The 12690-nt window shown below is 67.0% G+C and carries 9 protein-coding genes; 6 read left to right on the plus strand and 3 right to left on the minus strand.

Going from position 1 to position 12690, the window contains the following annotated elements:
• Positions 1 to 62 precede the first annotated feature (62 nt).
• The 4 genes from ACM9LZ_RS06320 (at position 63) to gor (ending at position 5109) form a co-directional block, all read left to right on the plus strand.
• Positions 63 to 332, plus strand: a complete 270-nt coding sequence (locus tag ACM9LZ_RS06320) for a BrnA antitoxin family protein (RefSeq protein WP_416618501.1) — start codon at positions 63 to 65, stop codon at positions 330 to 332.
• Between the two features lie 93 nt (positions 333 to 425).
• On the plus strand, positions 426 to 2756 hold the full coding sequence (locus ACM9LZ_RS06325) for a xanthine dehydrogenase family protein molybdopterin-binding subunit (RefSeq protein WP_416618502.1): 2331 nt from the start codon (positions 426 to 428) through the stop codon (positions 2754 to 2756).
• A gap of 7 nt (positions 2757 to 2763) precedes the next feature.
• Positions 2764 to 3546, plus strand: coding sequence for a 3'(2'),5'-bisphosphate nucleotidase CysQ (cysQ, locus tag ACM9LZ_RS06330; protein ID WP_416618503.1), 783 nt, complete (start codon positions 2764 to 2766; stop codon positions 3544 to 3546).
• Positions 3547 to 3741: 195 nt separating this feature from the next.
• The gene (gor, locus tag ACM9LZ_RS06335; protein WP_416618504.1) at positions 3742 to 5109 is read left to right on the plus strand and encodes a glutathione-disulfide reductase; all 1368 of its coding nucleotides are present in this window, start codon (positions 3742 to 3744) and stop codon (positions 5107 to 5109) included.
• 13 nt (positions 5110 to 5122) lie between these two features.
• Here the strand turns inward: gor and ACM9LZ_RS06340 are convergent, their stop codons facing one another.
• A complete protein-coding gene (locus ACM9LZ_RS06340; RefSeq protein WP_416618505.1) occupies positions 5123 to 5329 on the minus strand; it encodes a hypothetical protein in 207 nt (68 codons plus the stop codon).
• Positions 5330 to 5460: 131 nt separating this feature from the next.
• On the opposite strand from ACM9LZ_RS06340, the gene gcvA reads away from it, so the two are divergent.
• A complete protein-coding gene (gene gcvA / locus ACM9LZ_RS06345; RefSeq protein WP_416618506.1) occupies positions 5461 to 6426 on the plus strand; it encodes a transcriptional regulator GcvA in 966 nt (321 codons plus the stop codon).
• A gap of 260 nt (positions 6427 to 6686) precedes the next feature.
• Here gcvA and lpdA read toward each other — a convergent pair whose 3' ends face one another.
• Positions 6687 to 8096: a dihydrolipoyl dehydrogenase gene (gene lpdA / locus ACM9LZ_RS06350; protein ID WP_416618507.1), complete on the minus strand. Its 1410-nt coding sequence runs from the start codon at positions 8094 to 8096 to the stop codon at positions 6687 to 6689.
• Between the two features lie 311 nt (positions 8097 to 8407).
• Here lpdA and ACM9LZ_RS06355 point away from each other — a divergent pair, with 311 nt between their 5' ends.
• Positions 8408 to 9829, plus strand: coding sequence for a methyl-accepting chemotaxis protein (locus ACM9LZ_RS06355; RefSeq protein ID WP_416618508.1), 1422 nt, complete (start codon positions 8408 to 8410; stop codon positions 9827 to 9829).
• 278 nt (positions 9830 to 10107) lie between these two features.
• Here the strand turns inward: ACM9LZ_RS06355 and ACM9LZ_RS06360 are convergent, their stop codons facing one another.
• A complete protein-coding gene (locus ACM9LZ_RS06360; RefSeq protein WP_416618509.1) occupies positions 10108 to 12567 on the minus strand; it encodes a penicillin-binding protein 1A in 2460 nt (819 codons plus the stop codon).
• Positions 12568 to 12690: the final 123 nt, after the last annotated feature.

A 12690-nucleotide genomic window follows, 5' to 3' on the forward strand; every position in this document is an offset into this window, starting at 1 on the left:
CGTTGAAGGGAAGGGGCATCATGCGAACAGGGCCGGGAAACCGATGCCGGCGGGAGGTAGCATTGTCTTTTCCATCGGGAGTTCTGCTGACGGCGGCCGAGAGGGCCGCCCTTCTGGGCCTTGACGAACCACGCGACCGGGAACGTCGCCTGTGGGGCGATGCCGGTACGTCCCTGCGCCCCGTGCGGCGGGAAAAGACCAATGTCACGGTGCGGCTGGACGCCGACCTGATCGAATGGTTCAAGCGCAATGGCGGGGATGCCAGGAGCTGGCAGGCCCGGATGAATGCTGTGCTGCGCGACCATGTCGACAGTCAGGATGACGGCGAGTAGCCGGCCCCGCTTAAAACAACCTGTTGCCCCGCACGTTCCATGGCCTATGATCGCGCTCCCTTTGCGTCGCGTCAGTCCCAGGAGAACGCGCCCATGACCAGGTTCGGTATCGGACAGCCTGTTTCCCGTACCGAGGATGCGCGTCTGCTGCGTGGGGCCGGGCGCTATACCGATGACGTGCGGGTGGAAGGGCAGCTTGCCGCTTATGTGCTGCGCAGCCCGCATGCCCACGCCGCACTGCATGGAATCGACGCTGCCGACGCGCTGGCAATGCCGGGCGTGCGGGCCATCATCACGGCCACGGATCTGGCACAGGCCGGCATCCGGCCCATCCCCTGCGTCGCATCGCTGAAGGTACGTCCCGGTACAAGGCTGGCCATGCAGCACCGGCCCGTGCTGGCGGATGGCTTCGTCCGCCATGTGGGGGAGCCGGTGGCCTTCATCGTGGCCGACGACCTGAACGCCGCCATGGATGCGGCGGAAGCCGTGATGGTTGATTACGAACCGTTGGACGCCGTGGCCGATGCGGCCGCCGCCCTGGGCAGTGCCGCACAGGTGCATGGTGGCGTGGCCGGCAATCTCTGCTTTGACTGGGAGAAGGGCGATGCGGCAGCGGCCGATGCGGCCTTTGCCGCGGCTGCCCGCATCGTGCGGCTGGATCTGATCAACAACCGGCTGTCCGCCAACCCGATGGAAGGGCGGGCCTGTCTGGCCCGGCATGACGGGACGACGGGTCGCACACGCCTGACATTGGGCAGCCAGGGCGTGCATGACATGCGCGGCCTGCTGGCCGCCGCCTTTGCCGAGCCGAAGGAGAATTTCCACGTCGTGACCCCCGATGTGGGCGGCGGCTTCGGCATGAAGCTGTTCTGCTATCCCGAATATGTGCTGGCCTGTTTCGCATCGCGGCGGCTGGGCCTGCCCGTGGCCTGGACCAGCAGCCGGTCCGAAGCGTTCCTGTCCGACGACCATGGCCGCGACAATATCACCCGTGCCGAACTGGCCCTGGACGCGGAAGGGCGCATCCTGGGCCTGCGGGCCGACATCATCGCCAACATGGGCGCCTACCTTTCCAACTTCGCCACTTATATCCAGACCGAGGGGCAGACCCGGATGCTGTCCGGCGTCTATCGCATACCGGCCATATACGCCCGTGTCAGGGGGGTGTTCACCCACACCCAGCCCGTGGACGCCTATCGCGGGGCCGGCCGGCCGGAGGCGGCCTATCTGGTCGAGCGGCTGATCGACAAGGCGGCGCGGGAGATCGGCGACGATCCCGCGGAATTCCGCCGCCGCAACATGATCCCGGCATCGGCCATGCCCTATGCCACCGGTCTGGACCATGTCTATGACAGCGGGGATTTCGCCGGCACGCTGGATGCCGCCCTGCTGCGCGCCGACCGCGACGGCTTCCCGGTCCGGCGGGCCCAGGCCCTGGCCGGGGGACGCCTGCTGGGCCTGGGCATCGCCACCTATATCGAAGCCTGTTCCGGCGGTGCGCCGGAACAGGCCGAATTGCTGATCGGCCCGGACGGGTCGGTCCGGCTGCTGATCGGCACGCAGTCGAACGGCCAGGGGCATGAGACAGCCTATAGCCAGGTCATCGCCGAAATGCTGGGTATCGCGCCCGAACAGGTCACCGTGGTGCAGGGTGACAGCGACGTGATCAGCTTCGGCTATGGCACGGGCGGGTCGCGCAGCGTGCCGGTGGGTGGGGTGGCCGTGCGGGACGGCGCGCTTTGCGTCATCAAGCTGGCCACGCCCATCGCGGCCCGCCTGCTGGAAGCGCCGGAGGAGGAGGTGCGGTTCGAGGTGACGGGGGAGGGGGGCGGCTTTGCCGTCGCCGGAACCAACCGCTTCGCCTCCTTCCGCGAGGTGGCCGCCGCCGCCCCGGCCGATGCCGACGGCCTGGCCTTCCGGGCCAAGGCCCGCTGGGCACCGCCGGCCCAAACCTTTCCCAACGGCACCCATGTCGTGGAAATCTCGGTGGAGATCGAAACGGGCGTGCCGCGCATCGAGCGTTACACCGTCGTCGATGATTTCGGTACGGTCATGAACCCGCTGCTGCTGGAGGGTCAGGTGCATGGCGGCATCGCCCAGGGGGCGGGCCAAGCGCTGCTGGAACTGATCCGGTTCGATCCCGACAGCGGCCAGTTGCTGACGGGGTCCTTCATGGATTACGCCATGCCGCGGGCCGATCTTCTGCCCATGATCGATTTCGCGCTGCGGCCTGTTCCCTGCGCCACCAACGCGCTGGGCATGAAGGGCGCCGGCGAGGCGGGGGCCATCGGTGCCTGCCCGGCCATCATCAACGCCCTGGTCGACGCGCTGTCCGGCCATGGTGTCACCCATATCGACATGCCGGCCACGGCGGAGACGCTGTGGCGGTTGATCAACCAATCCGGGGCCGCCCGCGCGGCGTGAAGAACCCATGACGACGACAGAAGAACGGGCTGGCCTGCTGCCGGCCGTGCGTGCGGCCGCTGAACAGGCTTCCCGCGCCATCCTGCGCCATTACGCCGCCGGAGCCGCCGCCACGGCCAAGGCTGACGGCAGCCCCGTGACCGCGGCCGACAACGAGGCCGACGCCATCATCCTGGCCGCCCTGCGCGCCCTGACCCCTGATATCCCCGTCGTGACGGAGGAGGAGGTGGCGGCCGGCCGCATTCCCGACATCAGCGGCGGCACCTTCTGGCTGGTTGATCCGCTGGACGGAACCAAGGAGTTCATCAAGCGCAATGGCGAGTTCACGGTGAACATCGCCCTGATCGAGGGCGGGGAGCCCGTACTGGGCGTTGTCATGCTGCCTGTGGACGGGACGGTCTATGCCGCAGCCGGCCCCGGCACGGCGGTGCGCGGCCAGCCCGGGCAGCCGGACGCGCCCATCGCCGTGCGCGCCGTGCCAGCCCGGGGCCTGACGGTTCTGACATCGCGCAGCCATGCCGACAATGCGGCGGTGGAGGCGTTCCTGACCGGCCGGCGCGTGGCGGAAAGGGTGGCGGCCGGCAGCTCGCTGAAATTCTGCCGCGTGGCGGAAGGCGTGGGCGATGTCTATCCCCGCCTGGGCCCCACCTGCGAATGGGACATCGCGGCCGGTCATGCCGTGCTGCTGGGCGCGGGCGGCAGCCTGACGCTGCTGGACGGCGAAGCCTTCCCCTATGGCAAGGCACCCACCTTCCTGAACCCCCATTTCGTGGCCTGGGGCGGGGCGTGAAATCCGGGGTCATGGACAGATGACCCTTGTTGGTGGCCCGCGCCCGCGTCGGCGCACCAGCCACCCGGCACGGGACGGATTGGCAGGTCCCCACCCGTCCTGCCGGCCCCGCAACCCGGCCCCGCCCTTGCGGCCATCCCTGATCCGATCCCATATGCACGGCGACAGCCACCAACCTTGAGGAACATTTCCGCCATGGCCCAGTATGATTTCGACCTGTTCACCATTGGGGCCGGTTCAGGCGGGGTGCGAGCATCGCGCATCGCGGCGGGTCACGGTGCGCGGGTGGCGGTGGCGGAGGAGCGGTATTTCGGCGGGACCTGCGTCAATGTCGGCTGCGTGCCGAAGAAACTGCTGGTGTATGGCGCGGAATATGGCCAGGCGCTGGAAGATGCGGCCGGATTCGGCTGGCGGGTCGGCAAGCCCATCCATGACTGGCAAGCCCTGATCGCCGCCAAGGATAAGGAGATCGCCCGGCTGAACGGCATCTATCGCCACCTGTTGCAGGGGGCCGGTGTGACGATCTTCGAAGGACGGGCCACCATTGTCGGCCCCCACACGGTGGAGGTGGACGGCCGGCGCGTGACGGCGGAACGCATCCTGATTGCCACGGGTGGCTGGCCGGAGCTGCCGGACCAGCCGGGGGCGAAGGAATATGGCATCACCTCCAACGAGGTGTTCTATCTGAAGGAGTTTCCGCGCCGCGTCGTCGTGGCCGGCGGCGGTTATATCGCCCTGGAATTCGCCAGCCTGTTCAATGGCCTGGGTGCCAAGGTCACGCAGCTTTACCGCGGCAGCCAGATCCTGCGCGGTTTCGACAAGGATGTGCGCGACTTCACGGCGGACGAAATGCGCAAGGCCGGCATCGACCTGCGCACCCACGCCATCATCGACCGGATCGAGAAGGTGGAAGGCGGGCTGATCGCGCATCTGTCCGATGGCACGCCGCTGGAATGCGATGCCGTGGTCTATGCCATCGGCCGCAAGCCGATGAGCCAGGGGCTGGGGCTGGAGGCGCTGGGCGTGGAGATGGACGGTGGCGGGGCCATCAAGGTCGATGACCAGTACCAGACCTCCGTTCCCGGCATCTATGCCCTGGGTGACGTCACCAACCGCGTGAACCTGACCCCCGTGGCCCTGGCCGAAGGGCATGTGCTGGCCGACCGCCTCTATGGCGACCGGCAGCGCGATGTGAATTATGACAATATCCCCACGGCCGTCTTCTCCCTGCCCCCCGTTGCCAGCGTCGGCATCACGGAGGAAAAGGCCCGCGACAGCCTGCCCGGCGGGGTCGATGTCTACCGGTCCAATTTCAAGCCCATGCGCCATCAGCTTTCGGGCCGTGACCAGCGTACCTTCATGAAGCTGGTGGTCGACCGTGCCTCGCAGAAGGTCGTGGGCTGCCACATGGTCGGGGCCGATACGCCGGAGATGATCCAGGGTGTGGCAGTGGCCATGAATGCCGGCGCCACCAAGCAGGATTTCGACAATACAATCGGCCTGCACCCCACGGCGGCGGAGGAGTTCGTCACCATGCGCACGAAGTCGCCCGACCCGACCTGAGCGCGCGTGCCGGCTATTTCCCCAGGCCCACGTCGCGATGCAGGTGCGGCGGGATGCCGGTGCGGTAGCTTTCACCGGCCAGCAGCTCCGTCAGCACCAGGTGCAACTGACCGGCCAGCCCGGCCAGGGCCGTTGCCCGCCGGGAAGGCGGCACGGTGCAGGCAAGGGAGGGGGTCTGGAGCGGCGATGCCGCCCCATGGGCCAAATCCAGCTTTTGCATTATCGCTATTCCTTATCCGGACCGCGGCGGATGCACGGGTCGCTGTCACACCCCGAATTTCGCTGAAACCAGCCTGGACGACAAACGAGTAATCCGGATAGGATGCAAAAGCTGTTTTTGTGCATGGGGGGATGATGGACAAGCGGCTGCCACCCTTGAACGCGCTGCGGGCCTTTGAAGCGGCCGCGCGGCACCTGTCCTTCACCCGTGCCGCCGATGAACTGGCCGTGACCCAGGCCGCCGTCAGCTATCAGATACGGCAGTTGGAGGAGCATATCGGCCGGGATCTGTTCCGGCGCCTGACCCGCCGGCTGGAGCTGACCGCCGCCGGGGTGGAGCTGCAGGGGGCGGTGCAGGATGCCTTCGACCGCATCCGCTCCACGATGTACAAGCTGACCGACGCGGCGGAGGACAAGGTGCTGACCGTCACCACCCTGTCCACCTTCGCCTCGCACTGGCTGGTGCCGCGGCTGGGTCATTTCCAGTTGCGTCACCCGGATCTGGCCGTGCGGCTGGACAGTTCGGTGGCGCTGGGTGATCTGGACGGGCGGTTCGACATCGCCATCCGTGCCGGCAAGGGGCAATGGCCCGGTACGCGGGCCGAACGGTTGATCGACTATACACTGACACCGGTGCTGAGCCCCGTCCTGGCCGAGCGGGCGGGCGGCATCCGCCATCCGTCCGATCTGGCCGGCCTGCCGTTGCTGGATTACGATCAGGTGGACGATGTCCGCTATTGGCACGGCTGGTTCGCCCTGGCCGGCGTGGCGGTCGACAGGCTGCGCGGCGGCCCGCAATATGATGTGCAGTCCATCACGGGCCAGGCCGCTGTCATGGGCCAGGGCGTGGCGCTGGTCTGCCCGGCCTTCTTCGCAGCGGATATCGTGTCCGGCCGGCTGGTCCAGCCTTTCCCCGACCTGATCTTGTCGACCGAACGGTCCTACTGGCTGGTCAGCAGCCAGCGGCGGGCGGAAGAACCGAAGATCAAGGCCTTCCGCGACTGGATATTGTCGGAGGTGGCGGCCTGCACGGGCCAGTGCGGGGCGCTGGGCGGTGTTCTCAATATCGGCCTGACGGGTCCACGCCTCTCGGCCTGATGCCGGTCCCGCGCCGGTTCCCATGGGGCCGGTGAAAAGGAAAGGGCCGGGACGTTGCCGCCCCGGCCCCCTTATACTATTTTGCGGTGACCAGAACCTATAGGTTCTGGTCACCACCCTCAATTGCCCGCGCCAACATTCGTTGGCGCGGGCGACGCCGCACGAGCGGTGCTGTGGCAGTCGCCGCCGGACCAACTTGCGATGAGTTCTACTCATCGCAAGTTGGTATACCGGTCCTGCTGACCGGATGCCTCCGGCGATCAGATATGGATCGGGCGGCCATCGACCGCCAGGGCCGCTTCCTTGATGGCTTCCGTCAGGGTGGGGTGGGCGTGGCTGGTGCGGGCCACATCCTCGGCAGAGGCGCCGAACTCGATGGCCAGGCCCAGTTCCTCGATCATTTCCCCGGCCGAGGCGCCGATGATATGGGCACCCAGGATGCGGTCGGTCTTGGCGTCGGCCAGGATCTTCACGAAACCATCGGTGGCGTTCATGGAACGGGCACGGCCATTGGCCATGAACGGGAACTTGCCGGCCTTGTAGGCCACACCCTCGGCCTTCAACTGCTCCTCCGTCTTGCCGACGGCGGCGACTTCGGGCCATGTGTAGACGACGCCGGGGATGGCGTCATAGTTGATATGGCCCGACTGGCCGGCCATCACCTCGGCGGCGACGACACCTTCCTCCTCGGCCTTGTGGGCCAGCATGGCACCGGCAACCACGTCGCCGATGGCCCAGATGCCGGGCACGTTGGTGCGGAAATGATGGTCGGTCTTGATGCGGCGGCGATCATCCAGTTCGACGCCGACGGCTTCCAGGCCAAGACCCTGGGTATAGGGGCGGCGGCCGATGGCGACCAGCACGATATCGGCTTCCACTGTTTCGGCCTCGCCGCCCTTGGCGGGCTCCAGCGTCAGCTTCACGGTCTCTCCCCCGGTCACGGCGCCGGTGACCTTGGTGGAGGTCTTGAAGGACATGCCCTGCTTGGCCAGGATGCGCTGCATCTGCTTGGACACCTCGCCGTCCATGGTCGGCAGGATGCGGTCCAGGAACTCCACGACCGTCACGTTCGCGCCCAGCCGCTGCCAGACCGACCCCAGCTCCAGGCCGATGACGCCGCCGCCGATGACCACCATGCGCGCCGGCACGGCGTCCAGCGCGATGGCGCCGTCGGAAGAGACGATGCGCTTCTCATCGATGGTGACGCCCGGCAGGGGGGCAACGTCGGAACCCGTGGCGATCAGGATGTTCCGGGCCGTCACGTCCTCGGTCGATCCATCATCCTTGGTGACGGTGACCATTCCGGGGGCCTTGATGGAGCCCAGGCCCGTGTAACGGGTGATCTTGTTCTTCTTGAACAGGAAATCCACGCCCGTGACGTTCGACTTCACCACATCGTCCTTGTGCTTCATGACGCCGGGCAGGTCCAGTTCCACGCCCGACACCTTCACGCCGAAGGCCCCCAGATGGTGCCTGGCCTCGCTGTACTTTTCCGACGCGACCAGCAGGGCCTTGGACGGAATGCAGCCGACATTCAGGCAGGTGCCGCCCAGCGTCTTGCGCTTTTCCACGCAGGCCACGCGCATGCCCAACTGGGCGGCGCGAATGGCGGCGACGTAACCGCCGGGACCGGCACCGATGACGACGAGGTCGAACTGCGTATCAGCCATGGGAATGACCATCCGTTTCTTGTGACGACCCCGTCCAGGGTCCTGGTTCATATCGCTGGAATTTATGGCAATCCCTTCGCCCCCTGTCCAACGCCCGACCCTGGGACCAGATGCCGCCCCCGCACATGGCTGGATCGGAAAGGCTGTTGCAAAGGCAATTTACCGCAATTTTAAGACAGTTTTCGGGTAACAACCGACCAAAGGATAGCTACCTTTGTACGAGAAAGGGTGACACCATACCGACATAAACCAGAATGCCTGGTTCCACCGTCGCGGGGACCGAAAACATGGCGCAAGGGTTGGGAGGAAACATGGATCACCTTTCCGGGTGGCGGGAAACCGCCACGACGACGACGCGTACCCGCAACGCCATTGCCGAACTGGCGCAGGAGGTGGGGACGCTGGGGGTTTCCATCGCCGATGTCGCGGGCCATGTCGGTGATGTGTCGGGCCGCATCGCCCGCCAGGCCGCCATTTTCGAGGAATTGCGCCGTCAGGCCGGCGACATGGCGGCCGGCAATGCGCGGGTGACGGAGGCCGCGTCCGCCGCCCGTTCCGTCGCCGGCCGGGCCCGCCAGGAAGTCGCCGACAGCCGGGCGCAGGTGGATCATGCCCTGGCCGATATCCGCGCGCTGGCAGAGGATGTCAGCGGCATCGAACGGCAACTGGCGGGTTTGACCGATGCGCTGGCGCGGGTCGGCCGCGTGGCGGCGGAGATCAATACCATCGCCAAGCAAACCAACCTGCTGGCACTGAACGCCACGATCGAGGCGGCCCGGGCCGGTGATGCCGGTCGTGGCTTCGCCGTTGTCGCGACGGAAGTGAAGGCGCTGGCCAACAAGACGGCGGAGGCGACGCAGGAGATCGACGCCACCATGCGCGACCTGGGCGAGCAGGTGAAGGCCCTGTCGGCGCGCGGTGCCGCCGGTGCCGCCAAGGCCACGGCCGTGCGCAACGATACGACCCGTATCGGCGAGGTGATGCAGCGTCTGGCCCAGGCCATGACGGAGGTGGATGACCAGCAGGCCCATATCGATGGGGCCGCGCGCGCCATCAGCACATCCATCACGGCGGTGGATGGCCGCATCGGCGGGCTGGCCGGGGACGTGAAGGACAGTTCGGGCAGCCTGAAGGTGGCCGGCGACCGGCTGAACAGCCTGCTGGAACTGAGCGAGCGGCTGATCGGCCATTCCGCTGAACTGGATGTGGAAACGGTCGACACCCCCTATATCCGCACGGTGCGGGAGGTGGCGACGCGGATCGCGGCTGCATTCGAGCGGGCCGTGGCGGACGGAACGCTCAGCATCGGCGATCTTTTCGACACCGATTACCGGTCGGTGCCGGGTACCGACCCGGAGCAGCATGTCACCCGCTTCACCAGTCTGACGGACCGGCTGCTGCCCGACATCCAGGAACCGGCGCTGTTGCTGTCGGACAAGGTCGTGTTCTGCGCGGCCGTGGACCGCAACGGTTATCTGCCCACCCATAACCGGAAATTCAGCCAGCCGCAGCGGCCGGGTGATGTGGCCTGGAACACGGCCAATTGCCGCAATCGCCGCATCTTCGACGACCGGGTGGGGCTGGCCGCCGGGCGCAACACCAAGCCCTTCCTGCTCCAGGCCTACCGGCGCGACATGGGGAACGGCACCTACGCCCTGATGAAGGACTGTTCGGCCCCCATTCTGGTCGCGGGCCGGCATTGGGGGGCGGTGCGGCTGGCCTACAAGGTGTGAGGCATGGGGCCGTCCCGCCCTGCGTGCGACGGACCCCGGCCGCTACCGGCGGCCACTGCCGCCGCGCGGCACGTGCCGCGTGAAGCACAGGCGGCGGATGTCGCGCCGACGCTTGAGGAACACGAAAAGCAAGAGGATGTTCCGGTCACCGGAAACACGCTCTAAGCAGGTTCCTCCAGATCGGGCCACACATGGCCCGGCCTGGAGGAACCCGCCGACTCCATGGTTTGCAGATTTTCCGAGCCCGCCCATCTGTGGGCGGCGTTCGGAAAATCTGCTTAGTAAACGCCGCCGGTGCCGGTGCCGATGGCCGGTTGTGGTGCCGTGGCGGCCGGCTGTCCGGGACCGCCCTGGACAAAGCCGGCCCCGGTATCGCCGCCATCCAGCACGCCTTCGGTGCCCCGGGGCTCCGTCCCCGGGATGAAGCCTTCCCAGATGGCGTTTCGGGTGCCGGGTGCTGCACGCCGCCCCGTTTCCGGATCGACCCGCACAAGCTGCAGCCCCGGCGGCACGCGGAAGGGCGTGGCCGGGGCATCCTTCAGGGCCGCTGTCATGAAATCCTTCACGATGGGCACGGCGATGCTTGATCCGGTTTCATGGCTGCCCATGGAACGCGGCTGGTCGTAGCCGACGAAGACGCCCACGGCCAGGTCCGGGGAAAAGCCGACGAACCATGCGTCCATGGAGTCGTTGGTGGTGCCGGTCTTGCCGGCCAGCGGTTTTCCGATCTCGCGCAGGCGCACACCGGTGCCGCGCTGCACCACACCTTCCAGCATGGACACGACCTGATAAACCGTGCGCGGATCGGCGATCTGCTCGCGTGTATCGGCGATCTTCGGCACGATGCCGGGGTCGGCCGGCGGGGCCATGCCGTCCGGCGCCGTCTGGCACCCGGGGCAGTCGCGCATGTCGTGGCGATAGACGGTCTTGCCGGCCTTGTCCTGCACGCGGTCGATGAAGCTGGGTTCGATCCTGCGGCCGCCATTGACCAGCATGGAATAGGCCGCCGTCAGGCGCAGCACGGTGGTTTCACCCGCGCCCAGCGCCATGGAGAGGGTGGGTTGCAGATTGTCGTTGATGCCGAACCGGCGGGCGACATCGACGACCGGTTCCATCCCGATATACTGGGCCAGCCGCACGGTCATGACATTGCGCGACTTCTCGATGCCGACGCGCAGCGGCGTCGGGCCGTAATAGCGGTCGGAGAAGTTGGACGGCTTCCATTTGCCCAGGCCCGCGCCCTGGTCGAGCGCGAACGGTGCGTCCAGCACCAGCGTGCTGGGCGTGAAACCCTCGTCCAGCGCCGCCAGATAGACGAAGGGCTTGAAGGCGGAGCCGGGCTGGCGATAAGCCTGCGTGGCGCGGTTGAACACGCTGATGCGTGAACTGAAGCCGCCCGACATGGCCAGCACCCGGCCCGTATGCGGGTCCATGGCGACCAGCGCGCCCTGAACCTCCGGGATCTGGCGCAGGGCCAGCGTATGCGCCTTCTCGTCCAGCGGCTCCACCAGCACGACCTCGCCCACGGCCAGGGCATCGGCCGCCTTCTGGATGGTGGGGCCTACGAACTTGCCGTCCTGGACCTTGCGTGCCCATTTCAGTTCGGCCAGCGGGATCCTGCCGCGGCTGCCATCGGCCAGCCCGACCTCCACCTGGTCGGCATCGGCGGCCAGGACGATTGCGAGATCCCATTCCTCGCCGCCGGGCGGGGTGCGCAGGTCTTCCAGCTTCTCCGGCCAGTTCTCCAGATTGTCGAGGCGGGTGACGGGACCGCGCCAGCCGTCACGCCGGTCATAGGCCATCAGCCCGTCGCGCAGGGCCGTGGACGCGGCGGCCTGGATGTCCGGGTCCAGTGTGGTGCGCACCGACAGGCCGCCGGCATAGAGCGTCTGTTCCCCGTAGAGCTTGGCCAGCTCGCGGCGGACCTCTTCCACGAAATAATCGGCGCGGATGTTGCTGTCGCCCGACCGGTCGGCGAAGACAAGCGGTTCGGCCCGGGCGGCCTCCGCCTCCTCCCGCGTGATGTAGCGGTCATCCTCCATGCGGCCGATGACATAGTTGCGCCGGGCGATGGCGGCATCGCGGTGGCGCTCCCGGTAATAGCGGTCGGGCGCCTTGGGCAGGCTGGCCAGGAAGGCGGCCTCCGCGATGGTCAGCTCACCCAGCGACTTGTTGAAATAGTTCAGCGCCGCGGCGCCCACACCATAGGCGCGGTTCCCCAGGAAAATCTCGTTCATGTAGATTTCGAGGATCTTGTCCTTGCCCATCGCCTTTTCGATCCGGCCGGCCAGGATGGCTTCCTTGATCTTGCGGACATAGGAGACCTCGTTCGACAGCAGGAAGATGCGGGTCACCTGCTGGGTGATGGTGCTGGCGCCGATAGGGCGGCGGCCCTGGCCGATATTCCTGATATTCTGCAACTGGGCGCGGACGACGGCCAGCCAGTCGACACCGCCATGGCTGTAGAAATTCTGATCCTCGGCAGAGATGAAGGCGTTGCTGACCCGCTTGGGGATGGCCTCGATCGGCACGAAGGCGCGGCGCTCGCTGGCGAATTCCGCCACCAGGCGCCCGTCGCCGGCATGCACGCGCGTGGCGACCGAGGGGTTGTAGTTGGCCAGGGTCGTATGGTCGGGAAGGTCCTTGCCATAATAGATCCAGCCGCCCCCCGCGGTTGCCGCCCCCAGCACCGCAAGCGATACGCCGGCGATCAACAACCCCTTCACAACACGATTCATGGTCCAACCCACCCGAAGCCGGCCGCGCAGCCGGATAAAACAAGGGTGCCGCCCGAGAAGGAGCGGCACCGGCCCCAAGACAATAACAGCAAGCGCAGGATTATGTCGCCCTGATGACCATCA

This window comes from Niveispirillum fermenti (assembly GCF_048066175.1).
GTDB lineage: Bacteria > Pseudomonadota > Alphaproteobacteria > Azospirillales > Azospirillaceae > Niveispirillum > Niveispirillum fermenti.